At 69.9% G+C, this 23,045-nt stretch carries 18 protein-coding genes and 2 pseudogenes; 7 read left to right on the top strand and 13 right to left on the bottom strand.

What is annotated here, in order from left to right; all coding sequences use genetic code 11:
* Positions 1-92: 92 nt before the first annotated feature.
* The 6 genes from OG698_RS40395 to OG698_RS40370 form a co-directional block, all read right to left on the bottom strand.
* A complete protein-coding gene (locus OG698_RS40395; protein WP_406109083.1) occupies positions 93-2,021 on the bottom strand; it encodes an NAD-binding protein in 1,929 nt (642 codons plus the stop codon).
* 136 nt (positions 2,022-2,157) lie between these two features.
* On the bottom strand, positions 2,158-2,979 hold the full coding sequence (locus tag OG698_RS40390; protein ID WP_406109081.1) for a DUF4118 domain-containing protein: 822 nt from the start codon (positions 2,977-2,979) through the stop codon (positions 2,158-2,160).
* A complete protein-coding gene (locus OG698_RS40385) occupies positions 2,976-5,474 on the bottom strand; it encodes an ATP-binding protein (protein WP_406111552.1) in 2,499 nt (832 codons plus the stop codon). Before OG698_RS40385 ends, OG698_RS40390 begins: the two co-directional genes overlap by 4 nt.
* 373 nt (positions 5,475-5,847) lie before the next feature.
* Complete coding sequence (locus tag OG698_RS40380) at positions 5,848-6,192, bottom strand: hypothetical protein (RefSeq protein WP_406109079.1); 345 nt, start codon at positions 6,190-6,192, stop codon at positions 5,848-5,850.
* A gap of 78 nt (positions 6,193-6,270) precedes the next feature.
* The gene (locus OG698_RS40375) at positions 6,271-6,768 is read right to left on the bottom strand and encodes a GbsR/MarR family transcriptional regulator (RefSeq protein WP_406109077.1); all 498 of its coding nucleotides are present in this window, start codon (positions 6,766-6,768) and stop codon (positions 6,271-6,273) included.
* A gap of 78 nt (positions 6,769-6,846) precedes the next feature.
* Entirely contained in the window at positions 6,847-8,259 is a 1,413-nt protein-coding gene (locus tag OG698_RS40370; protein WP_406109076.1) for a hypothetical protein, read from the bottom strand.
* A 642-nt stretch (positions 8,260-8,901) separates the two neighbouring features.
* Here OG698_RS40370 and kdpB point away from each other — a divergent pair.
* The 4 genes from kdpB (at position 8,902) to OG698_RS40350 (ending at position 13,158) form a co-directional block, all read left to right on the top strand.
* Positions 8,902-11,055 (top strand): potassium-transporting ATPase subunit KdpB, encoded by a 2,154-nt coding sequence (gene kdpB, locus OG698_RS40365; protein WP_406109075.1) that lies wholly within the window; start codon positions 8,902-8,904, stop codon positions 11,053-11,055.
* Between the two features lie 318 nt (positions 11,056-11,373).
* Positions 11,374-12,183 (top strand): SDR family NAD(P)-dependent oxidoreductase, encoded by an 810-nt coding sequence (locus OG698_RS40360; protein ID WP_406109073.1) that lies wholly within the window; start codon positions 11,374-11,376, stop codon positions 12,181-12,183.
* A gap of 31 nt (positions 12,184-12,214) precedes the next feature.
* Positions 12,215-12,292 (top strand): 50S ribosomal protein bL37, encoded by a 78-nt coding sequence (locus OG698_RS40355; protein WP_406111550.1) that lies wholly within the window; start codon positions 12,215-12,217, stop codon positions 12,290-12,292.
* A gap of 95 nt (positions 12,293-12,387) precedes the next feature.
* Positions 12,388-13,158, top strand: coding sequence for a GNAT family N-acetyltransferase (locus OG698_RS40350; protein ID WP_406109071.1), 771 nt, complete (start codon positions 12,388-12,390; stop codon positions 13,156-13,158).
* Between the two features lie 451 nt (positions 13,159-13,609).
* Here the strand turns inward: OG698_RS40350 and kdpA are convergent, their stop codons facing one another.
* From kdpA to OG698_RS40320, 6 genes and pseudogenes are all read right to left on the bottom strand, one after another.
* The gene (kdpA, locus tag OG698_RS40345) at positions 13,610-15,259 is read right to left on the bottom strand and encodes a potassium-transporting ATPase subunit KdpA (protein WP_406109070.1); all 1,650 of its coding nucleotides are present in this window, start codon (positions 15,257-15,259) and stop codon (positions 13,610-13,612) included.
* A gap of 2 nt (positions 15,260-15,261) precedes the next feature.
* Positions 15,262-16,164 carry a potassium-transporting ATPase subunit C gene (locus tag OG698_RS40340; RefSeq protein ID WP_406109068.1) on the bottom strand — a complete coding sequence of 301 codons (903 nt, stop codon included), beginning with the start codon at positions 16,162-16,164 and terminating at the stop codon, positions 15,262-15,264.
* Between the two features lie 12 nt (positions 16,165-16,176).
* Positions 16,177-16,755 (bottom strand): annotated as a pseudogene (locus OG698_RS40335) (HAD-IC family P-type ATPase); the annotation flags it as partial.
* Between the two features lie 125 nt (positions 16,756-16,880).
* A complete protein-coding gene (kdpF, locus tag OG698_RS40330) occupies positions 16,881-16,970 on the bottom strand; it encodes a K(+)-transporting ATPase subunit F (protein WP_063797361.1) in 90 nt (29 codons plus the stop codon).
* A gap of 116 nt (positions 16,971-17,086) precedes the next feature.
* The gene (lysA, locus tag OG698_RS40325) at positions 17,087-18,427 is read right to left on the bottom strand and encodes a diaminopimelate decarboxylase (protein WP_406109066.1); all 1,341 of its coding nucleotides are present in this window, start codon (positions 18,425-18,427) and stop codon (positions 17,087-17,089) included.
* Positions 18,428-18,440: 13 nt separating this feature from the next.
* A complete protein-coding gene (locus OG698_RS40320; protein ID WP_406109064.1) occupies positions 18,441-18,842 on the bottom strand; it encodes an SAV_915 family protein in 402 nt (133 codons plus the stop codon).
* Between the two features lie 371 nt (positions 18,843-19,213).
* Between OG698_RS40320 and OG698_RS40315 the strand changes: the two genes are divergently transcribed.
* The gene (locus OG698_RS40315; protein WP_406109063.1) at positions 19,214-19,786 is read left to right on the top strand and encodes a universal stress protein; all 573 of its coding nucleotides are present in this window, start codon (positions 19,214-19,216) and stop codon (positions 19,784-19,786) included.
* An 11-nt stretch (positions 19,787-19,797) separates the two neighbouring features.
* A pseudogene (locus OG698_RS40310) lies at positions 19,798-20,104 on the top strand (transposase); the annotation flags it as partial.
* A 28-nt stretch (positions 20,105-20,132) separates the two neighbouring features.
* On the opposite strand, the gene OG698_RS40305 reads toward OG698_RS40310, so the two are convergent.
* A complete protein-coding gene (locus tag OG698_RS40305; protein WP_406109061.1) occupies positions 20,133-20,456 on the bottom strand; it encodes a hypothetical protein in 324 nt (107 codons plus the stop codon).
* A gap of 595 nt (positions 20,457-21,051) precedes the next feature.
* Between OG698_RS40305 and OG698_RS40300 the strand changes: the two genes are divergently transcribed.
* On the top strand, positions 21,052-23,022 hold the full coding sequence (locus tag OG698_RS40300) for a potassium transporter Kup (protein ID WP_406109060.1): 1,971 nt from the start codon (positions 21,052-21,054) through the stop codon (positions 23,020-23,022).
* Positions 23,023-23,045 lie beyond the last annotated feature (23 nt).

The following is a 23,045-nucleotide window of genomic DNA, read 5'->3' as shown; positions in this document are numbered from 1 at the left end:
CGGCTTCTTCGCGCCAAATCCCCCGACCCTGACGCGACCTTGACAGCGGTGTGACCCACAACGCCCCGACGACGCCCGATACGACGCGGCCGTCATCCCCGCCTGTCCGCCGGATGCGGCTGCACCCCGGTCATGAGGATGTCCAGGCCACGCCGCGTCGTCGCCAGCACCACGCGGTCGCCCGCACGCAGGACCTTCCCCTGCGAGGGGCGCCAGTCGAACCCGGGTTGGCGGAACCGGATCCCGGCGAGGGTGTCCATCGCCGACTGAGCGGGCCTGTCCGCGGCAGACCCCACGGCCAGGACCCGCCACTCGTGCTCCCGGAACGCCTCGTGGACCGAGCGTCCCTCGAGCTCGGGATGCCCCGCCACATCCACCACCGTGAACAACAGCGAGCCCCGCTCGACCGGCATCACCCCCAGCACGTGGCGGCCCATCATCGCGGCGGCGAAGGACGGTGCGGCGAGCGCCGAGACACTGCGGCTGCGGGTCGGGGCCTGGGGGTAGGAGGCGCGCAGGGTGCGCTGGACCGTGGCCGCGAAGTCGTCGTCGTACAGTCGCATCACCACGCGCACACTCGGGGTGGTCTCACGTGCGGCCATCACGATGTCGAGGTTCTCGCCGTCGTCCCGGGTGAGAACCAGCAGCGACCTGCTGTGCCGGATGCGCGCGCGGTCGAGGACACCCGGCGTTCCGGCGTCCTCAAGGACCAGCGGAACGTCGAGTTCACGGGCGAGGGCGACGCCGCGCGCGTGCGGGTTCCGTTCGACGGCAACGACCTTGTGGTCGGTGGTGCGGAGCTGCGCCAGCACACGGGTACCGATCTTCCCGAGACCGACCACGACGATGTGGTCGGTGAGGTCGTCGGAGGGCGCAAGGCCCACGGAGGCGCTGCGGAACGCCTCGGTGGCGTTCATGGTGGCGGCCACGACGAGGGGGAGCACGGCGAGCCCGACGAAGCCCGCGACCAGTTGCAGCACCCGGCGGGCCACCGCCTCGTCGGTGGCCGGGTCGCCCATGGTGAAGATGTCCAGCAGGGGTAGGTAGACGTTCTTCCACCAAGGGTGCTCGTGCGCGAACAACGCGGTGGCGACCGCGAGCGCGACGACGATCGCCGCGAGCACACCGAAGACGGCGATGACCTCGCGGGAGAGGAAGACCCGCCACGGCAGATGCGCGAGCCGCGCCCTCAGCCAGCCGCCGACGGGTTTGCTCCGCTCCCCGGCGGCCGGCTCGGGGGCGTGGTGGTGGGTGACCTCCTCGAGCATCAGCCGGCCGTGTGTGAACTGCCGGTGGTAGGCGGTGCGGGTGTCGGGCAGCAGCTGGGTGCCGTCCTCGCCCGGTGTCTCGGGGCTGTCGTCGCTCGCCGGATCGTCCTGGTGGGCTCCGGAGAGCACCGCGAGTGTGGCCAGATCGGTCGACCGGGATGGCGATCCGGCGGGCCGCACGACTCCGCGGAAGACCTTGCCCTCGACCTGGAGGGTGTGGCCGTGGCCGACCGCGGCGGCGGCCACGAGCTCGGGCACGGCCGTGTCGGCGTCGGACAGAACCGTGGTCGACATGTCAGGCCGTGGATCGTCGTCGCCTCCGCCCATGACCTCGGCGGCTGCACGGTCCAGGAGGCGCTCGAGGTGGCGTCCGCGCTCGCGGTTGAACATGCGGATGACTAGGCGGATGGACGGGTTGAGGCCCCGGGCCAGCAGCGCCGCGGTCATGTTGATCTGGTCGTCGGCGTAGGTCAGCGCGAGGGCTGCGGCCCGCTGCACGCCCGCTGCACGCAGGATTTTTTCGTCGGGGTGTGCCGCCACCAGGAGCTCGATGGGTGAGTGCGGGTCGCGGTGCAGCGCGGCGATCTCGGCGCCGCGCTCGTCGCGTCGTGAGGGCAGTACGACGGTGACGGCCTCGCCGCACACGGCGTCCAGTTCGACGGCGAGCCGGTGCGCGAGCCCGTCGTCACCACAGATCACCATGTGCTGGGAGCGGTGGCCAAGTTCCGTGCGGAGATGGAGAGTTGACGTCACATCAGTCAAGAACGGCAGAGCGGAGGGGCCCGGTTCCGGATCACCGAGGGTTCAGCGTCAAGGTTCCGTATGCGAACGTCCGCACTGCGGGGCGTACCAGGCGTCCCGCAGGCCGGCCGCCCTGCCCTGCCGGGTGTCAGCCGTCCTTCAGCGGGCCCGCCGTGTCGAGGGCCGCGCCGGTCTGGTCGGCGAGGGTCACCGCCACGAGGCGGGCCTGGAGCGGCGGGACAGGACCCGGGCCAGGAGTGAGCATGAACCGGCCGAGGTAGTGGCCGTTGCCGTACGTGCGCAGTTCCGTCTCGCCCTCCGGCCAGCCTCTGCTGTCGACGTCCCAGCGCTTGCGGCCGACCACGACACTGCCGTCCGGCTGCAGGCGGGGCGGCTGTCCCATGAGGGTGCCGTATTCGAAGCGGCAGGCGCGCAGGCCGAGCAGTTCGGTGAGCTGGTGGCGGACGTGGTCGACCACCGAGTCCGAGGACTTCGCGGACTGAGCGAGGTCGGCCGTCTCATGGATACGGGCGAGGTAACCCGCATCCGTCACCGTGATGACTTCGAGGCGGCGTGCGTGTGCCGCGAGCTGGGACACGATCAGGCCGACGACCAGAAGGAGGACCGCCGTCTCGATGTCGTCGGAAGCGTTGATGTCGAAGGTCCGGTATGGCCGGGTGAGGAAGAAGTCGAACCAGGCGGCCGCCGACAGCGCAGCGAGCGCGCCTGCCGCTCGGCTCCCTATGGCGGCGATCGCGACGACCACCACGACCAGGATCAGCGCGGTGTTCGTCTGTGACAGGTCGGTACGGAAGGGCACGAGCGCGAGCGCCACCAGGAACGGTCCTGCGAGGCCCGCGAGCAGTGCGAGCCGGTCGCGGAGCCGGTAGCCGGTCATCATGCCGTCACCTCTTGCGTTCGTTGCGGCGAGTGCGGGCCTGGGCCCTCGTACGCCGATGTCAGAGCTCATGTGCTCCTCCTAGCCTGCGTACCGCTGGGGTGCTCCGCCCGCTCGGCGAATGGCAGGGACAGCACCATGGTCAGGCCCCCGCCGGGAGTGTCCTCCGGGACGAGGGTGCCGTCCATCGCCTCGGCCAGACCTCTGGACAGGGCAAGACCCAGGCCGAGTCCGGTGGCGTTGTCGGTGTCGCCGAGACGCTGGAAGGGTTCGAAGAGGCGGTCGCGGTCGGTCGGCGGGAGGCCGGGGCCCCGGTCGACGACTCGCAGTTCGACGCGTCCCGCGTGGGAGCTGGCGGTCAGCAGCACCATGCGCCCCGCGGGACTGTGGCGGGCTGCGTTGCCGGCAAGGTTGGCGACCACCCGCTCCAGCAACGGCGGGTCGGCCAGCACGGCCGGAACCTCGTCCAGGTCCCCCACCTCGACCTCTGGAGTGTCTGCTAGCGCCACCGGCAGGACCTCGTCCAGCGTGGTGGGGCGCAGGTTCAACGTGAGCACCCCCGCCTGCAGACGGCTGAGGTCGAGGAGGTTCTCGATCAGCCGGTTCAGTTTGGCCATGGATTCGTCCGCGGTGGCGAGGAGCTCGTCCCGGTCCGCGTCGGAGAACTCCACATCCTTGCTGCGTAGCGAGGAGACGGCCGCCCAGCCGGCGGCAAGCGGAGTGCGCAGGTCGTGGCCGACCGCCCGCAGCAGCGCCGTACGCATCCGGTCGGCGGCCTTGACCGGCTCGACCTCGGCGGCGACCTCGGCAAGCCTCGCCCGGTCGACGGCGGCGCCCACGTGTGCCGCAAAGGCGGCCAGCACGCGCCGCTCCGAGGACGGGAGCGGGCGGCCGCGCAACACCAGAAAGGCTCCGGGACCCGCGGGTACGACAGTTGCGCCGTCTTCCCCGGGCGGCTCGTCCACCAGCTCCGCCGAGTCCATGCCGAAAGTCTCACGGGTGCGCTCCACCAGAGCGGGGATGGTCGCACCGCCGCGCACGATGGTGCCCGCGAGGGACGACATGGTCTCCGCCTCCGCGGTCGCTCGCGCCGAGCGCCGCGACAGACGCAGGGAGCGGTCGACGACAGCCGCCACTATGGCGGCCACCACGACGAAGACCCCGAGCGCCAGCAACGCATTCGGATCGTTCAACGTGAAGTGCCCTGCGGGCGGGATGAACCAGTAGTTGAGCAGCAAGGACGCCGTCACCGACGCGATCACCGCCGACACGACCCCACCTATACAGGCCACCCCCACCACAGCGAGCAGGAACAGCAGAGCCTCGCTCGTGAGGTTGAGTCTGTCCCTGGCCACGTCGAGATCCAGCAGGAAGGTCAGCGCCACCGGCAGCAGCAGACCGGCGACCGGACCGGCGATCATGCGGACGGTCGACAGAGTCCGGCGGCGGGAGGGCAGCAGCGTGCCACGCCCGGCACGTTCGTGCGTGACCATGTGGACGTCGATGTCGCTGGAGAACTTGACCACCGTCTCGCCGGTGCCGCGGCCGGTGACGAACCGCTCCAGGCGGCCACGGCGACTGGTACCCAGCACGAGCTGAGTGGCGTTCTCGGCGCGCGCGAACTCGACCAGGGCGGTGGCGACATCGTCGCCGACCACGGAGTGGTAGCTGCCGCCGAGGTCCTCGACGAGCCGCCGCTGCCGGGCCAGGGAGGCGTGCGAAGTACCGGCGGCGAGTCCGTCGCTGCGCGTGACGTGTACGGCGAGCAGGTCACCGCCGGCCGACCGGTCCGCGATGCGGGCCGCCCGCCGGATGAGTGTGTCGCCCTCGGGCCCGCCCGTCAGAGCCACGACCACCCGCTCCCGGGTCTCCCACACGCCACCGATGCCGTGCTCGGAGCGGTAGGTCTGCAGTGCCTCGTCGACGCGGTCGGCCACCCACAGCAGAGCGAGTTGGCGCAGGGCTGTCAGATTGCCGGGCCGGAAGTAATTGGCGAGGGCCGCGTCGACCTTCTCGGGAGCGTAGATGTTGCCGTGCGCCATCCGGCGCCGAAGCCCCTCGGGCGGCATGTCCACCAGCTCGATCTGACGCGCTCTGCGAACGACCTCATCGGGCACCGTTTCATGCTGCGGGACCTTGGTGATCTTCTCGACGACGTCGTTGAGGGATTCGAGATGCTGAATGTTGAGTGCGCTGATGACATCGATCCCTGCCGCGAGCAGCTCCTCGATGTCCTGCCAGCGCTTGGGGTTGCGGCCGCCGCCGGGGACGTTGCTGTGGGCGAATTCGTCGACGATCGCAACCTGCGGGCGGCGCGCGAGGACCGCGGCGAGGTCCATCTCCGTGAAATCGCCGCCGCGATAGGCGCAGGAGGCTCGATCGACGACTTCCAGGCCGTCGAGCATCGCCTCAGTGCCGGGGCGCCCATGGCATTCCACGAACCCCACCACCACATCAGCCCCGCGCGCCGCCCTGCGCCGCGCCTCGTCGAGGATGCGGTAGGTCTTGCCCACTCCCGGGGCAGCTCCGAGGTAGACCTTCAGACGTCCGGGACGCACGTCACCCACGCCGGTCCGTGCCTCACTCCAGCCGGGCCGTACGTCACTCTTGTCGGTCCGTACGTCACTCATCGCAGCCGATGCGCTCCGCTCACTGACGATCAACTCTCCCGGAGGGAAGGGTTACTTCCCTCTACCGAAGCGCTTGTGCGAGGGCATCGGCGCGCCCCTTGACGGATCCTTGGCGCCGTTCACATGGACATTGACACCACATTGACGAGATCTGGTCCGCCAGAGTGAAAGAGGCGCGCCGGGGCCTCCGTTCGGCAGAGGGTCACATGATCCCCATCTCAGGACCAACGGGGACGGCGTACGAAGCGTAAAGACCGCCGAGCTCCACCCGCCGGCCACGTGCCCCTCACCGGGCTCATCGCGAGCCGGCTCACTCAGCGGTGAGCTCCGCGAGCTGCTCAGCAGCGGTGGTGTTGCCCTTGCCGGCGAGACGTCGCAGCTCGCCCAAGTCGCCGTACTCGGTGGCAAGTTCAATCAACTGATCGGTCGCGGTAACGCTACCGGCATCGGAAAGACGCCGCAGCTCGCCCACGTCACCATGCTCACCGGCCATTTCAATCAACAGATCGGTCGCGGTGGCATTGCCCCCGTCGGAAAGACGCCGCAGCTCATCCATGTCACCCAGCTCTGCGGCCAGTTCGATGAGTTCGTCGACCGCATCCTTGTCACCCTTGTCGGCTCGCTCCCGCAGGACGGACAGGTCGGAGTCAGTCATAGTGGACCACCTCTCCCTACTCGTGGCCCTGGGCCGACCGGCCCAGGATCTGGCGTGTCCTGACTGGACACCTCTCCGCTATCCGCCCGAGGTGGGCAGCTTGCCCGACGCTCGAAGTTCATTGCGACGCGCGTGCCACTCGTCCCGCAGCTCGGGCAGCCGCTCACCGAGGAACTCGGCCAGCGCGACCATCTCCGCCAGCGGAGCGCGACGCTCCGGCGGAGCGTCGTCCAGCACCGCCAACCCCTCCCGAAACAGGGCCGCATGCTCCTCGTGGAGGGCGGAGTCGAAATTCTGCGGCTGTTGACTGTCCGGGTTCAGACTCACCCGGTCCATCCGCTCACCGGCGACCCTCGTCCGCCGCGCCATCCGGTAGCTCTCGAGCAGCTTGACGGCACCTGTGATGGCACTTCGGCTCGCCAGCAGCGCTTCACCGAGCTCGTCGATCGTCTGCTGCGGCGGATCGCAGACGAACAGATACCCCAGCAGACGCCCCGCCATCGGCGGGAAGCCGTACCGACGGGCGTAGAAGCGGCCGACATGGTCGGCGAAGATCAGCTGGGCGTCATGGGGCACGTCGTCGACGATAGCAGCTCTGACTGAGATGACACTTATTTGTGTCATCTCAGTTCTGCGTCCTGGGCGCCCCTCGCGTCAGCGGAACTCCGCGTACCGCGGCCGCAGCCCGAGGGCGGTGAGTGCAACCGCCGCGAGAAGCGCCCCAAGGGCCCAGGGCAGCAATGCGCCCACCGCGGATCGGCCCGCCTGTACCGAGGCGGTGAAGTGGTGGCGGTTGATGTCGGTCACCTTGTCGAGCGCGGCCATCCACGCCCCGAAGTGCGCGTTGGACATGTCGGGCTGCCAGCTGATCCCGAACGTGACGGCCTCGCGTTCCTTGCCCTGCGCGACCAGTGCACGGATCTTGCGGTCGTCGCGCTGGTAGACGGCGTATGTCTCGACCGCCTTTTCGGCCGCTGCCCGCTCGCCCGGGAAGGTGATGTTGTCGAGTTCGCGCCGGAACTCGCCGGTGAAGCGCAGGTCTTCGTGGTCGGAGCGGTACGCCTGCCAGGTCGTGGCGAGTTGGTCGTCGTACGTGGTGAGGGTCGCGCCCCGCAGGCCGTACAACTTCTGTGAATTCTCCAGGAACGCTCGCTCGTACTGGCCGCGACGCTTCTGATCGAGGAGGTAGCGGCTCTCGTCGGCGTTCGCGTCGTACGCGATCGCGCGGGCGCGGGAGAGCGCGACGACGGAGTCGAACGCGTCCCGGCGGGCGCCCCGCAGTTGCTCGGCCGTCTCGGAGAGCGCCTGAGCACCGAGGAGGGTGGCGAGCAGGACGCAGATGGTGGCGGCCAGGACGCCGGGGTTGAGGATCCGGTGGAAGCGGCGCGCCAAATACCGCTGCAGTACGGCGAGCACCGCAAGGAGCAGTACGCCGAGCGCAATGACAGCGGCGAGCTGCACGGAAAGCGCTGAACGGGCCTGCGCGTACTGCGTGTTGAATGCCCGATTATTGGAGGCCACCAACTCGCGTGACTCCGGCAGGAGTTTCCGCTGGAGCAGATCCGTCGCATCCCGGTAGTCGGCAATGGCGGACGCCTTGCCGCCGGTGCGCCCGTCGTTCTCGAGAGCGCGCCCGACCAGCTCCTGGTACTCGGCGAAGTTGTCGGTGAGGGACTCGACGGTGCGCTCGTCGGTGCGGTCGCCTTGGGCGGCGACGGCGAGGGTGCGCAGGTCGTGGCCGATGGCGGTGCGGGCGTCGCCGTAGAAGCCGACCGCCTTCCCGTACGGCGTCTTCAGACGCCCCTTGCCCGCGTCGCCACTGGACAGCAGGATGTTCGCGGCCTGCGCGTCCATGTCGTTGAGGGCGAGGTTGAGGTCGGCGGCACTGGTGGTGCGCGGCGAGTCCCGGTCGGCGACCGCGTCCCAGGTGCCGGAAGCGGCGAGCCCGGCCAGCAGAAGCAGCAGCGCGAGCGCGGCGGTCAGCGAGACCGTGGACACGTGCAGGAGGCGCAGCCGCGCGGGCAGGGTGGCCCAGAAGCGGCGGCGCAGAGCGGCCCACGCGTCCACGGCCTCGCGACGGAGGTGAGGGCCCGGTCGCGACCCCCCTCGTGGCCGCGGACCGGGCCCGCCCCCGGGCGGGGCGACCGGTCCGTGCTGTGGCTCCGCGACAGTCTCGGCCTCGACCTCAGAACTGCGCGTGGTACCGGCCGTGATGGTCACGAGCCCTCCAACGTCACGCCACGGACGGTCGCCCGTGTCCCCCGCGCCGCTCAGTCTGCGACCGGAATCGGCCACGAACGTGGTCCATTGACGACCCCCTGACGCTTTCTCAGGTGACCTTGACGCGAACTTGATGCCGCCGTTCGAAGGGTCGTAAGGGAGGCGCAAATTCCGTACCGGACGGCGCACTTCGGGCATCCGGCGGGGCTAGATTTTCCCTCGGCCGCCGGTGAGGCCCGCGGGCGTCAGTGGCATGACGGCTCGCCACCGGAAGCACCCATCGGATGCTTCCGGTCAGGGCACCTCACGGGCGGCCGAGCACGCGGCGGCGTCTCGTCGTCCCGTCGCCGACGTCCGTGCGCAGCCTTGCGGTGCCGGGCCCCCGGCACCGCAAGGCCCGGCGGCCACCCCGCGTTCTGTCAGCCCGACCGGTCGCCGGCGCGCCGCCCTGCGCGTGGGCGCGGTTCCCCACCAGGCATGAAGGTCCCCATGTTTTCCGCTCCTCACCAGCAGGCCCCGCCGTCCCCTCCGCAGCGCGGACCCGAGCCAGGGGCCCGGAGAGGTCCGGGACGTCGCGCGCCGAGCGGGCTGTTCGAACCCGCCCAGCTCGCGCGGTCCTTCCCCGAGGCCCTGCGGAAACTGCACCCGCGCGTCCTGGTCAAGAACCCGGTGCTGTTCGTCGTCTCCGTCGGAGCCGTCCTCACCACCCTCTCCGCGGTCCTCCACCCCGCCGTCTTCACCTGGGTCATCAGCGCCTGGCTGTGGTTGACGGTGATCTTCGCGAACCTCGCGGAGGCCGTCGCCGAGGGCCGCGGCAAGGCGCAGGCGGAATCGCTGCGCAAGGCGCGTACGGACACGGTCGCGCTGCGCCTGCGTCACTGGACCTACGGCGCCGACCCGGGCAGCGCGGAGACCGAGGCGGTAGCGGCCACAGACCTCAAGCCGCTCGATGTCGTCGTGGTCGAGGCGGGCGAACTCATTCCCGCCGACGGCGACGTCATCGACGGCGTCGCGGCGGTCGACGAATCGGCCGTCACCGGCGAATCCGCGCCCGTCATCAGGGAGTCGGGCGGCGACCGCAGCGGTGTCACCGGCGGCACGACCGTCCTGTCCGACCGGATCGTGGTCCGGGTCAGCGCGCGCCCGGGACACTCCTTCTTGGACCGGATGATCGCGCTCGTCGAAGGCGCCTCGCGCCAGAAGACCCCGAACGAGATAGCCCTGAACATCCTGCTGGCGGCGCTGACGATCGTCTTCGTCCTGGTCGTCGTCGCGCTCCAGCCGATGGCCGCGTACGCCGGTGCCGCCCAGTCCACCACCGTCCTCGTCGCCCTCCTCGTCACCCTCATCCCGACGACCATCGGAGCACTGCTGTCGGCGATCGGCATCGCGGGCATGGACCGGCTCGTCCAGCGCAATGTGCTAGCCATGTCCGGCCGTGCGGTCGAGGCCGCCGGTGACGTGGGGACTCTGCTCCTCGACAAGACCGGCACCATCACCCTCGGCAACCGCGAGGCGGCCGCCTTCGTACCTCTGCCCGGCATCACCGAAGCGCAGCTCGCCGGCACCGCCCAGCTGTCGTCGCTGGCCGACGAGACGCCCGAGGGCCGCTCCGTCGTCGTGCTGGCGAAAGTACGGTACGGGCTACGGGCGCCTACCGAGGGCGAGTTGGTCCACGCCCGGTGGGTGAAGTTCACCGCGCAGACCCGCATGAGCGGCGTCGATCTGCGCTGGGACAACGGCGCGGTGTGCGCGATCCGCAAGGGCGCTGCCCAGCAGGTGATCGAGTGGGTGCAGATGTACGGCGGACAGGTCCCTGCCGAGGCCCGCTGGTTCGCCGACTCGGTCGCGGCCTCCGGTGGCACCCCGCTCCTGGTTGCGGTGCACGACTGGGACGGGCCCCGCGTGCTGGGCCTGATCCACCTGAAGGACGTGGTCAAGGACGGCATCCGGGAGCGTTTCGCCGAGCTCCGCCGCATGGGGATCAGAACGGTGATGATCACGGGCGACAACCCGCTGACAGCCAAGGCCATCGCCGAAGAGGCCGGTGTGGACGACTACTTGGCCGAGGCCACTCCCGAGGACAAGCTCGCACTGATCAAGCGTGAGCAGGAGGGCGGCAAACTCGTCGCCATGACGGGCGACGGTACGAACGACGCGCCGGCCCTCGCACAGGCCGACGTGGGCGTGGCCATGAACACGGGAACCTCCGCGGCCAAAGAGGCCGGGAACATGGTCGACCTGGACTCCAATCCGACGAAACTCATCGAGATCGTCGAGATCGGCAAGCAACTCCTCATCACCCGCGGGGCGTTGACGACGTTCTCCATCACGAACGACGTCGCCAAGTACTTCGCGATCATCCCGGCCATGTTCGCGGGCGCGTACCCGGGTCTGGAGTCGCTCAACATCATGGGCCTGCACAGCCCGACCTCGGCCATCACCTCGGCGATCATCTTCAACGCGCTCATCATCGTCGCGCTGATCCCACTCGCGCTGCGGGGCGTGCGTTACACGCCCGCGTCGGCGCACGACCTTCTGCGGCGCAATCTGACGTTGTACGGCCTCGGCGGCCTTGTCCTGCCCTTCGTCGGCATCAAGCTCATCGACCTGCTGATTTCCGGCGTGCCCGGGCTCGGGTGAACAGCCCGCGTCAAAAAGGCGTCCGGGCACGTCAGAGGTGCGTAAGGGAGCGGGGCTTGAGCTTGTACGGGGCGGCTCCCGCGGGTTCCATGGACACCATGAACAGCGAGTGGCTCCTCATCGACCGGCCGCCTCATCGGGCGTCCCGTCGTGTGCCCCGCTGTGCGGAAACGCCCGCGTCCGTCGTCCGCTGACGCGCTTTCCGCTGCCCCAGGGGCGCCGTGACCCACGTCCGGCGCCCCTTTCCATGCCCGTACGCACCTGTCGTACGCGGACCTGAGCCGTACGCGAAGCCGTACTCGTATCCCCGGATGGACCATGTCTGACACCACCTTTTCGTCCCGTACCGTCCTTATCACGGGCGCCACTTCCGGCATCGGTCTGGAGACCGCCCGGCAGCTCGCCGAACGCGGTGCCACCGTGCTGCTGCACGGCCGCACCGCCGAGGAAGCGCGTGCCGCCGCCGACCGTCTCGTCGCGACGACCGGCATCGATGCGGGCCGGCTCTGCACCATGGGTGCCGACTTCACGCGCCTGGACGAGGTCGAGACCATGGCGGCCCGTGTCGTCGCCGAGCACCCTCACCTGGATGTCCTGGTGAACAACGCGGGTATGGCGGCGCCCGAGCGGCACACCATCACTGCGGACGGCAACGAGATCGCCTTCCAGGTCAACTTCCTCGCCCACTACCTGCTGACCTGCCTGCTGGAACCGGCACTCACCAGCAATCCGGGCGGCCGTGTCGTGAACGTCTCCTCCTCCCTGCACCGCACCGGCTCCATCCAGTGGAGCGACCCCAACCGCGCCCGCCGCTACTCCCGGCTCGCCGCGTACGCCCAGTCGCAGCTGGCCCTGACGGTCTTCGCGGCGGATCCGCGCGTCACCGCGGTGTCCGTCCACCCGGGTGTGTGCGACACCGCGCTGCTCCCCCTCTACGCCCACGACGGCGTCGCGCCCACCGAGGGTGCCGGGCACGTGGTCCGCCTCTGCGACCCGTCGGTCGAGATCGTCAACGGCGCCTACTACGACCGCGCCGAGCGCGTCGACCCGGCGCCCGCCGCCACCGAGGACCGCACGGTCAAGCGCCTCAACAAGCTGGCCGACCTCCTTGTCGGCCGCACCGCTTGAACTTCTCTTCTCTCAAACGGAGTTGATGCCGATGTCGAAGCGATCCCGCAAGAAGAAAGCCCGCCGCAAGAACAAGGCGAACCACGGCCGCAAGGCCGGCCAGCGCTGACCCGATCGGAGGGGCGGGCGCGGTGACGAGACCGGCCACACGGGCCGCGCCTCCCCCGCCCGCCTCTCCCCCTTTCCAAGCCCACGGAGGCATCGATGATCGAGCTCGAACCCCGTCAACTTCCGCCACTCACCCGCTGGTTCCCCGCCGGAGCCCCAGGGCCGGCCACCATCGGCGAGCATGCTCTCACTACGGGCGTCGGCCGCTGGTGGGCGGACCGGGCGGATCAGCCGCGCATCATCGCCGTTTCCTGCGCCGACCACGTCCTGCTGCGCGGCTTCCCGGACACACCAGAGGACCTGGCGCCCCTGGCAGGCAGCCGCATCGACGCGCCCGCCCGCTTCCTGCCCGCCCTCGGCGCGGCCTTCGACCGCCTAACCCCGTGGGAACGCATGGTGTGGACCCTGCAGGCCGAGCCCCAGCCCTGCCCGACTCCGCGCGGCGTGACCGTGCGTCGCCTGGAACCCGCAGACACCGACGCCCTGCACGCCCTCGGCCCCGATGCGGCCTGGATCCACGCCAGCTGGGGCGGCGCCGCCGGACTCGCCGCCTCCGGTCACGGCTGGGGGGCCGTGGACCGCGGCGGACAGGTACTGGCCATCGCCTGCACGTACTTCCGCGGCACCCGCTACGAGGACGTAGCCGTCTTCACCACCCCCGACCACCGTCGCCACCGCCTCGCCCTGGCCTGCGTCACCGCCCTCGTCCCGGACATCACCGCACGCGGCCACACCCCCAGCTGGAACTGCTCCGTCCTCAACCGCGCCAGCCGCCTCCTGGCCTGGACAGCCGGCTTCCGACTGGTACGCGAGTACGTTCACTACGCGGTCGGAATCCCAGCACGACGCAGCCGTATCGCTGCATGAGGCCGCCCCGCGCACAAGTCGCTCCACCACACCCAGACCTGATCGCTCGCCCTCACATCCCAGGCCCTGCACGTGGAAGGCGCTCCCGGCCGGCGCATCGGCGTCCACACCGTGTGCCACGAGCTGTGATGCCCCACAGGCGACAGCCGCGGGGGCGAAGTTGACGTGTCAGGGTGCATAGCTCTGCCTCGAACGAGATGTACACGGAGTCCGCGTTGGAAATCGGGCACCGGCTTCCGAAGGAGGTGCCTCGGCCGTCAGACCCGGCAGCCGAGGCCTTCGCCCTGATCGGTGCAGGGCGCAGCGCCGTGGGGCCGCGAGCCGGGCTCAGCCGGCACGGTCGCGACCCCCAACAGACCCTGCCATGCACCTACCTCTCGGCCTTACTCCCGGTCGGCCTGATCCTGACGGCCTGCGACTGCAGCGACTGACGCCCTCACTCAGAGGAGCCCTAGAGCAGCCCTTCTGCCAATGATCCGAGCGACAGCGCCGGCAGGAAGTTGAGCAGTGCCAGGATGAGCGCGGCGCCCGTGGCCAGGGCGACGAAGTTGACGCCACGGGCCTGGAGCGTCCCGACCGTGACCACGCTGGGCTGCTGCCGTGCGAGACGTCCCGCCAGAGCGAGCAGGAACACCATCGGGACGTAGCGGCCGATCAGCATGGCCGCGCTCATCAGCAGGTTGTGGAAGTCGGTGGCGCCGTTGAAGCCGGCCATCGCGCTGCCGTTGCTGTTGACGTTCGAGGTGTAGGCGTAGACGAGTTCGGTCAGGCCGTGCGGACCCGGGTTGGTCATCGACGACTGGCCGTGGCCGAGGGCGACGGCGAGGGCCGTGCAGCCCAGGATCGTGGTCGGGGCGACCAGGGCGTACGAGACGACGTAGCGCATCTCCTGGAAGCCAATGCGCTTTTGCAGGTACTCGGGGGTGCGGCCGACCATGAGACCGCCGATGAAGACAGCGATCATGACGGCAATGATCAGGCCGTACAGGCCGCTGCCGGTGCCACCGGGGGCGATCTCGCCGAGCATCATCGCCGAGAGCAGCACGCCGCCGCCGAGGCTGGAGAAGCTGTCGTACGAGGAGTTGCCCGCGCCGTCCGCGGTGGCGGTGGCCGAGACGCCGAAGAGGGTGGAGCCTGGGACGCCGATGCGGGTCTCCGTGCCCTCGTACTGGCCGCCGACCGCCTCGGTCACCGTGCCGTTGTGGGCGCCCTGCGCAAGCGCCCCCGCGGCAAGGAGCAGGCCGAAGAGGATGCCGACGACCGCCAGCAGCGTCCAGCTCTGGCGCAGGGAGCCGATCATTCGTCCGTAGGTGCGGATGAAGGCGGTCGGGATCAGAAGCATGAGCATGATCTCGATCGCGTTCGTGTACGCGGACGGGTTCTCGAAGGGGTGGGCGCTGCTGGCGTTGAAGAAGCCGCCACCGTCGCCCGACATCAGCTTGATCGGCTCCCACGAGCCGACCGGGCCGCCGAGCAGGGTCTGCTGCCCGCCTGCGACGGTCGTGGCCGTGTGGGCGCCGCCGAGGTTCTGCGGGACACCGAGCGCGATGAGGATGACGCCGAAGACGATCGAGAGCGGCAGGATCACGCGGAAGATCGTGCGGACCAGGTCCACCCAGAAGTTGCCCAGGCGGTCGGTGTCGCGCCGAACCAGGCCGCGGATCAGGGCCAGTGCGGCGCAGATGCCGACCGCGGCGGAGGCGAATGCCTGGACGCCCAGGCCCGCCATCACCGCAAGGTGTCCTGTGGTGGACTCGGCCGCGTAGTTCTGCCAGCTGGTGTTGGTGGTGAAGCTGACCGCCGTGTGCAGAGCGAGCCGCCACGGCATGCCCTCATGGCCTGTGGACCACGGCAGTTTGCCCTGGAGGGTGAAGAGGGCGAAGAGCGCGCCGATGCTCATCAGCGTGAAGGCGAGCAGCGCGAACAGGTAGTGCTTCCAGTCCTGTTCGCGGTCCGCGTCGATGCCGCAGACCTTGTAGAGGACGCGTTCGGGGCGACTTTGGCGGCCGCCGTCGAGGGCGCGCGCCATGTAGTCACCGAGCGGGACATGGAGCCCCACGACGACCGCGAGGATGAGCGTGGCCTGGAGCCAGGCGTACATGGTCAGGCTCCCTTCACGGGGTGGGCGCGGTCGAGTGCGGCGTTCAACATGACGACGTTCACTGCCGGTTCGCCGAGGACGCCGAGGCCGCGGCCGTCGGTGTACTCGTCCACGAGGTCGCGTACGGCCGCCTCACTCATGCCGCGTTCGCGGGCGATGCGCGGCGTCTGGAGCTTCGCGTACGCGGTGGAGATCTGCGGGTCGAGCCCGCTGGCGCTCGCGGTGACCGCGTTGGCGGGGACCTTCGGGTGGGCGGGCGCGTTGCCGCGCACCGGCGTGGTGACCGCCTTGCTGTAGTCGGCGCCCGGCTTCGCGCACTCCACGGCCACACCCTCGTACGACGTGCGGAAGGGCTTGGCCGGGCATGCCTGGTTGAGGCTGATCACGCGGGTGGCGCGGCCCGATGTGCCGTCCGCGCGGAAGACGCCGAGCACGGCGCCGACTCCGTCGTGCGTGCAGAACGGCCGGGAGCCGTCGACGTGCTCCAGGTCGGCGACTGCCTTGCTGCGCGAGCAGACTTGAGTGAGCAGGCTCTGCGCTCCGGAGTCCGGGCCGCCCTTGGTCGGCAGGACGTCGACGGTCGACTCCGGGCCGAGGTTTCCGGCTGCCGAGGCCGAACCGTCGTATCCGTCACCGGCGTTGGAGGGCCGGGCCTGGAAGTAGTACGGGATAGGCCGGCCCTTCTTGTCGAGGAAGGATTGGCCGATCAGTTCACTGCCCGCCTTCTTGCCGTCGGCGCCGGTGAGCTGCGAGCCCTGGGCTCTGTGGTGCAGGCCCGGAACCTGGGCGACCGCCGTCATGGCAAGCGGATAGGCGAGGCCCAGGAGCAGAGTGAGTACGACGACCATCCGGATCGCGGCCACGTGGTGGCCGACCCAGGAGGGCATCCTGGAAAGGAAGTTCATGGGGGCAGGTCCTCAGATCCCGGGGATGAACTGCACGACGGCGAAGTCGATCAGCTTGATGGCGAGGAAGGGCAGGATGAGGCCGCCCAGGCCGTACACCCACAGGTTGCGGGTGAGCAGGGCGTCCGCACTGCTGAGCCGGTAGCGCACTCCGCGCAGGGCCAGCGGGATCAGCGCGACGATGATCACCGCGTTGAAGATGACGGCCGAGAGGATCGCGGTCGTCGGCGAGTGCAGGCGCATGACGTTGACCGCGTCGAGCGCCGGGTACACGCCGGCGAACATCGCGGGCAGGATCGCGAAGTACTTGGCGATGTCGTTGGCGATGGAGAACGCCGTCAACGCACCCCGGGTGATGAGGAGTTGCTTGCCAATCTCGACGATGTTGATGATCTTCGTCGGGTCGGAGTCGAGGTCGACCATGTTGCCGGCCTCCTTGGCGGCCGACGTGCCCGTGTTCATCGCCACTCCGACGTCCGCCTGAGCGAGCGCGGGCGCGTCGTTCGTGCCGTCACCGGTCATGGCGATCAGATGGCCGCCCGCCTGCTCCTTCTTGATCAGCGCGAGCTTGTCCTCAGGGGTCGCCTCGGCCGCCGGGCAGGTCGACGCCAGACATACGGGTGGTGGCAGACCGGCGCCGATCCGTCGGGTCGGAGCTCCCTCGGGCGTGTGCGCCGCATCTGCGGGCTTCTCGCGTACGGGTGCGGGCGCGGCCATCAGAAGCGCTCCGGCTTGATCAGGGCCACCACCAGGTAGGCGAGCAGAGCGATCGCGACGATCAGCCCGACGACGTTCTCGGCCGTCACAGGGACCTCACAGATTCTCAGATGGGTTGTCGGACAGGGGGGTTGGACACCTCCGGGCGAGGCGGCCGGGCAAAGGTGCGCGTATCGCCCGGAGGTGGTTCGGTGGGCGGCGCGGGCTACAGACCCACGTCGCGGCTGCGGATGTCGTCCAGCGATTCGCGGCGCACGAGGAGCCGGGCGCGGCCGTCGCGTACGGCGGCCACCGGCGGGCGGCCGACCAGGTTGTAGCCGGAGGCCATCGACAGGTGGTAGGCGCCGGCGACGGGTACGGCGATCAGGTCGCCGGCGCCCACGTCGTCGGGGAGTTGTACGTCGGCGGCGACCACGTCGCCGGCCTCGCAGTGGCGTCCGACGACCGTCACCGGCGCGAGCGTCGTACTGCCGCGCCGGCCGACCATGCGGGGCGCGTAGCGCACCCCGTACAGGGCGGGCCTGGGGTTGTCGCTCATACCGCCGTCGACGGCGACGAACGTGTGCCCGCCGGTGTGCTTGACGGACACGACGCGGTACAGCGCGATTCCGGCGGGTCCGGCGATCGCCCGGCCCGGTTCGATGATCAGGCGCGGCACGGTGAGCCCGGCCGCCGCGCACGACTCGGTCAGCTCGGCGCGTACCTTGCGCGCCAGGCGCGTGAGGTCCATGGCCTGCTCTCCGGGACGGTAGGCGACGCCGTGACCACCGCCGAGGTCCAACTCCTTCAGGGCTATGCCGTGTTGTTCACGCAGACGCGCCATCAGGCCCACCATGCGGCGCACCGCCGACAAGTACGGCTTGACGTCGGTGATCTGTGAGCCCAAGTGGCAGTGCAGACCTGTCAGTTCGAGCTGCGGCTGGTCGAGGATGCGGGCGATGGCGTGCTGCGCGTAGCCGTCGGAGATGGACAGGCCGAACTTCTGGTCCTCGGTGCCGGTGCGGATCTTCTCGTGGCCGCCCGCGCTGATGCCGGGCACCACGCGGACCATCACCTTCTGGTGTCCGTCCGGGCCGACCGCGGCGGCGATCCGGGCGATCTCGGAGGGGCTGTCGATGACGATACGGCCGACGCCGTACCACAGGGCCTTCTTCAGATCGTGCGGCGTCTTGGCGTTGCCGTGCAGGACGATCTTGTCGGGCGGGAAACCTGCGGCGACCGCGAGTTCCAGTTCACCGGCGGAGCAGACATCGAGGCCCAGTCCCTCCTCCTTCACCCAGTGGGCCATGGCCCGGCACAGGAACGCCTTGGCGGCGTAGTGGATCTCGGCCTCCGGAAAGGCGTCCCGGTAGTTCTGGCAGCGGCGGCGGACCTCACTCTCGTCGAGGACGTACACCGGAGTGTCGAAGCGGCCCGCGATCTCGGCGAGCGACACCCCGCCGACGGTCAGGTCACCGGGACGGGGCTCGGCGGTGGAGGCCGGCCACACCGACAGCTCTTCGGCAGAGGTCGTGGCGGGGACGGCGGGTTCGTGAACGGTGGTCATGGTGGCGCCTTCCTCAGCCGATCCAGTGCGACAGCGCCGAGACCGGCGCGGCGGCCCCGGTGCCCCGGCGTGCGCCGACCGCCTGCGGGTCCCAGGTGCTGCGGCGCACGGCCCTCTTGCCGGACGTGGGTGCCGGGGCGGTGAGCTGCGGATCCACCGTGACGGTGGCGGCGCCGAGCGGCGCGGTCATGGCTCGCAGGGCGGGCTCAGCGAGCCGGATCCACGGCTGGTCGGTGCCGAGGGTGGCGGTCAGGGCGCGCTCGGAGGTGAAGCCGACCGCTGTGCGGTCACCGAGCGGCGTGCGGAACAGCCGGGCGGCGTGCCCGAGCGGGCCCGGCCGGACGGGAACGTACAGCGGTCCGGCCGGGAACCGTTCAGAGGGTTCCGGGTCTTCGTCGCACAGAAGTTCTGCCATGGGATGTCTCCTGGAGGATCCGGGGTCATACGCGATATCCCGAGGCGGCTCGCCTGAGTTCGGGACGTTCGCTTCAGTCGAAGGTGACCGGTCCCCGGTCACGGGACGGGCGACCGGGGCTCGTCGAGGACGCTATGCCCGCCCACCCGGGCCCCCGGAGCCGTCCTGACGGATTGCTGACGCGGAGAGCGGCAATGCTGACGCGATGGTGATGGGCACTGCTCCGACAGCGGGAAGGCGCCGTCAGAGGTACGCCAGAAGCGACGCAGGGGCTGTGCACGGGCCCCGGCAGGGGAGTGTGATGGTCCCGGTGTTGATGAGAACCGCCGGCGGGCCCTCTCCTGCGGCGGCAGTTGACGGACGGTGAAGCAATGTCCGGTTCCGACGCGGCCCCAGACGCGCGTGTCGCCCGCGTCGTGGTCGGGGTGAGCGGGTCACCGGGAAGCCGCACAGCCCTGCGCCGCGCCGCGGCCGAAGCTCACCATCGGCAGGCCGAGCTCTGGGCGGTGCGGGCGTGGCAGTCACCCGGCGGCGAACTCCACGCTCGCCGGGCCTCGGCTGCGCCGCTCGCGGACGGGGACTGGGAGAACCTCGCCCGCACCACGCTCGTCACGACGATCCGCGAAGTGCTTCCCGATGGCCCCAGCGTCCCCCTGCACGCCGTCCTGACCCGCGGCACCCCCGGCCGGGCACTGGCGGAGACCGCCGACCGTGAGGACGACCTCCTGGTCGTCGGCGCCGGGCACCGCGGCCACCTCCACCGCGCACTGCACCCGTCGGTGAGCCGGTACTGCCTCGCCCATGCCTGCTGCCCGGTCCTCGCCGTCCCGCCGTCCCCACTGGAGGCCGACCTCGCGGCAGCACAACCTCCGCAATGTGTGGCGACTGCGCCTGGACACCCGACACTTCACCAAAGAGGCGACACCACCCCACCCGACGCCTGACAGCGACCTCGGGAGAACGTCGCACCCAGCCGGACCACCTGGGCAGCGACAAGGCATACAACTCACGCCGCAATCGGCGCCACCTGCGAAGACGCCAGATCAAGCACGTGATCCCTGAGCCGAAGGGCCAGGGGCCACCCGCAAACGGCGCGGCAGCAAGGGCGGCCCGCCACCGGCTTCGGCAGCGAGATCTACAAACGCCGCAACGAGGTCGAGCGCACGATCAACCGGCTCAAGAACCCCCGGGCCGTCGCCACCCGCTTCGACAAGCCAGGCCACGTCTTCCACGGCACCATCACCGTGGCTGCGATCCGCCTAGGCTCCGGCCGTGATCCGCCGACACCCTTCAGGCACCGGAGGGATCGGCGTGATTCGGGTTTCGGCGGAGCGGCAGCAGCTGGCTGAGGGCAATCAGGAGTAGCCCAGCCAACAGCAGGGCGTTCCCAGTGAAGAAGCGGGCCTCCCAGGAAACGCTCGGCAGGACTCGAAAGTAGAAGAGGCCCTGCAGAACGACGGAAGCGCCCGTGAGCAGGGCACCGAGACCGTGGAGTCGGGGCCTGGTGACGTGGCGGCGCGCCGTGGGCAGGATCCACCCTGTCCGGAGCGTGACGATTCCCAATGCGATCGCCAGCATCCCCAGGAACGCGCCCGTTCCTACTACCCATGCCATGGTGTCACTCCGCTCCGACCGCAAGAGGCCCGGAACGCGAGTAACGCCCGGCCCGAAGATGCCCACATTGTCGCTGGACCCGGTGGTGCCTGACCATGCCGGTGCCAGGCAATCTCCGTACGGCTCCGCTGCCGTCTGTGCGCTGCATGCTCGAGATCCGCCGGACACTGCCTGGGCCCCGGAGCGGTTCAGGCCCGAGACGGATGCAGGGTCCTCGTGTCGCGCAGGGGAGCGGCGGACCTCGCGAGCTCTTCACAAGCGGAGGTGTACTGGGCCCCGAGTTCGTCGACGAGTGCGGAGACGCTCCTGAACCCGATTGATCGCGCCGATGCCCCGACCCGCGCCACCCAACCTCACCTGCGCCACGCCCCACCCCCTCCTCGATCGGAAGGACTTCGGCCTGCCACCCCTCAGATGCGACGCGGCCATGTCGCCGACGTGCTCCTTACCGGCCCCGGATTCGCGCCGGCGACGCTCGCCGTGACGAAGGGCGCCCATACCGACGATTGCGCCCTTGGATCGGTATCGTCCGCCCCGACGCCCCGACGCCCCGACGCCCCGGTCCGCGGCAGCCGCCCGCACGAGGAGGAGCACCATGGCCGATCGCCGACAGGAACCCGCGTCGGATGACGGATCCCCATCGCGGACACCGGACGCCCGTCGGGCGAGCGCGCGCGACACGGTGCGCCTCGCAGTGGTCATCGGTGCTCTCGGCGTGGTCTTCGGCGACATCGGGACCAGCCCGATCTACACGATCCAAACGGTGTTCAACCCCGACGACCCGCACCCCGTCCCGGTCAGCACGGACAACGTGTACGGGGTGGTGTCGCTGGTGTTCTGGTCGGTGATGATCATCGTCACGGTCACCTACGTGCTGCTCGCGATGCGCGCCGACAACGACGGCGAGGGCGGCATCATGGCGCTCATCACCCTGCTGCGACGGTTGAGTTCACAGCGCGGGCGCCGGGCCGCCGTCGTCCTGGCCGCGCTCGGCATCTTCGGCGCGTCGCTCTTCTTCGGCGACAGCATGATCACCCCGGCGATCTCGGTGCTGTCCGCGGTCGAAGGGCTCAAGGTCGTCGAGCCGTCCCTGGCGGACGCGGTCGTACCCATCACCGCGGTGATCATCGTCATCCTGTTCCTGGTGCAACGCAGGGGAACCGCCGCCGTGGGCCGGGTGTTCGGGCCAGTCATGATCGCCTGGTTCGTGGCCATCGGTGCGTGCGGCGTCGCCGGCATCACCGACCACCCGGACATCCTCAAGGCCCTGTCACCGACGTATGCGCTGGGCTTCCTGTTCGGCCACTGGGGTACGGCCTTCTTCGCCCTGGCCGCGATCGTGCTCTCGGTCACCGGCGCCGAGGCGCTCTACGCCGACATGGGTCACTTCGGCCGCCGGGCGATCACCCGAGGCTGGCTGTTCCTCGTACTGCCCGCCTGTGTCCTGAGCTACATGGGCCAGGGCGCGCTGATCCTCGACGATCCGGACAACATCAGCAGCCCCTTCTTCCTGCTCGTACCCGACTGGGGACGCTGGCCGATGGTCCTACTGGCGACGGCGGCGACCGTGATCGCCTCCCAGGCAGTGATCACCGGCGCGTACTCGGTCGCCTCCCAGGCGGCCCAGCTGGGCTACCTGCCGAGGCTGCGCATCGCGCACACCTCCGAGTCCACCATCGGTCAGATCTACGTCCCCTGGATCAACTGGCTCCTGATGGTCTCGGTCCTCACCCTGGTCTTCGCCTTCCGCAGCTCCGCGGCGCTGGCCTACGCGTTCGGCATGGCGGTCACCGGCACCATCACCATCACCACCCTGCTCTTCTTCTACGTCGCCCGCGCCAAGTGGGGCATGCCCCGGTGGCTGCTCGGCATCGGCGCGGGCGTGCTCCTCTTCGTGGACCTGCTGTTCGTGGCGGCCAACATGGCCAAGCTCGTCCACGGCGCATGGCTGCCGCTGCTGATCGGCCTCACGGCGTTCACCGTCATGACGACCTGGCAGCGGGGCCGCGAGCTGGTCACCGCGGAACGAGCCCGCGCCGAGGGGCCGTTGCCCGAGTTCGTCGACGACCTCCGCAGCGGCAAGGCTTCCACGCTCCAGGTCCCCGGCACGGCCGTCTTCCTGAACCGGGGCAAGGAGACCACGCCGCTGGCCATGCGGGCCAACGTCGTGCACAACCATGTCCGGCACGAGCACGTCGTGATCCTCGCCCTGCAGACCGAGCCGGTGCCCCGTGTCCCGGACGACCAGCGGGTCGTCGTGGACGACCTCGGCTACGCCGACGACGGAATCGTCCACGTCACCGCCCGGTTCGGCTACATGGAGACACCGGACGTGCCCGGTCTACTGGCCACACTCGACGCGGCCGAAACCGAAGGGCCGTTGCAGCTCGACCAGGCGTCCTACTTCCTGTCGAAGATCGAGCTCCGGCGCGGGAAGGCACCGACGATGGCGCCTTGGCGCAAGCGGCTGTTCATCGCCACCTCCTACATCACGTCCGACGCCGCCGAGCACTTCAGCCTGCCCCGAGACCGCACGGTCATCATGGGCTCACACATCGAGGTGTAGGCGCGCACCGCAGGAAGCAGGGC

It is taken from the genome of Streptomyces sp. NBC_01003 (assembly GCF_045162695.1).
In the GTDB taxonomy this organism is placed as follows: Bacteria; Actinomycetota; Actinomycetes; order Streptomycetales; family Streptomycetaceae; genus Streptomyces.
Note: the sequence above shows the minus strand (reverse complement) of the source record. Positions and strands in the feature narration are given on the sequence as shown.

Excerpts from the sequence above, each read along its gene's own strand:
- OG698_RS40355 (WP_406111550.1), top strand. The coding sequence starts at position 12,215 with ATGTCGAAGCGATCCCGCAAGAAGAAAGCCCGCCGCAAGAACAAGGCG.
- OG698_RS40350 (WP_406109071.1), top strand. The coding sequence starts at position 12,388 with ATGATCGAGCTCGAACCCCGTCAACTTCCGCCACTCACCCGCTGGTTC.
- OG698_RS40305 (WP_406109061.1), bottom strand. The coding sequence starts at position 20,456 with ATGGCATGGGTAGTAGGAACGGGCGCGTTCCTGGGGATGCTGGCGATC.
- kdpA (WP_406109070.1), bottom strand. The coding sequence starts at position 15,259 with ATGTACGCCTGGCTCCAGGCCACGCTCATCCTCGCGGTCGTCGTGGGG.
- OG698_RS40315 (WP_406109063.1), top strand. The coding sequence starts at position 19,214 with ATGTCCGGTTCCGACGCGGCCCCAGACGCGCGTGTCGCCCGCGTCGTG.
- OG698_RS40300 (WP_406109060.1), top strand. The coding sequence starts at position 21,052 with ATGGCCGATCGCCGACAGGAACCCGCGTCGGATGACGGATCCCCATCG.
- OG698_RS40390 (WP_406109081.1), bottom strand. The coding sequence starts at position 2,979 with ATGAGCTCTGACATCGGCGTACGAGGGCCCAGGCCCGCACTCGCCGCA.
- lysA (WP_406109066.1), bottom strand. The coding sequence starts at position 18,427 with ATGACCACCGTTCACGAACCCGCCGTCCCCGCCACGACCTCTGCCGAA.
- OG698_RS40380 (WP_406109079.1), bottom strand. The coding sequence starts at position 6,192 with ATGACTGACTCCGACCTGTCCGTCCTGCGGGAGCGAGCCGACAAGGGT.
- OG698_RS40340 (WP_406109068.1), bottom strand. The coding sequence starts at position 16,164 with ATGAACTTCCTTTCCAGGATGCCCTCCTGGGTCGGCCACCACGTGGCC.
- kdpB (WP_406109075.1), top strand. The coding sequence starts at position 8,902 with ATGTTTTCCGCTCCTCACCAGCAGGCCCCGCCGTCCCCTCCGCAGCGC.
- OG698_RS40360 (WP_406109073.1), top strand. The coding sequence starts at position 11,374 with ATGTCTGACACCACCTTTTCGTCCCGTACCGTCCTTATCACGGGCGCC.
- OG698_RS40320 (WP_406109064.1), bottom strand. The coding sequence starts at position 18,842 with ATGGCAGAACTTCTGTGCGACGAAGACCCGGAACCCTCTGAACGGTTC.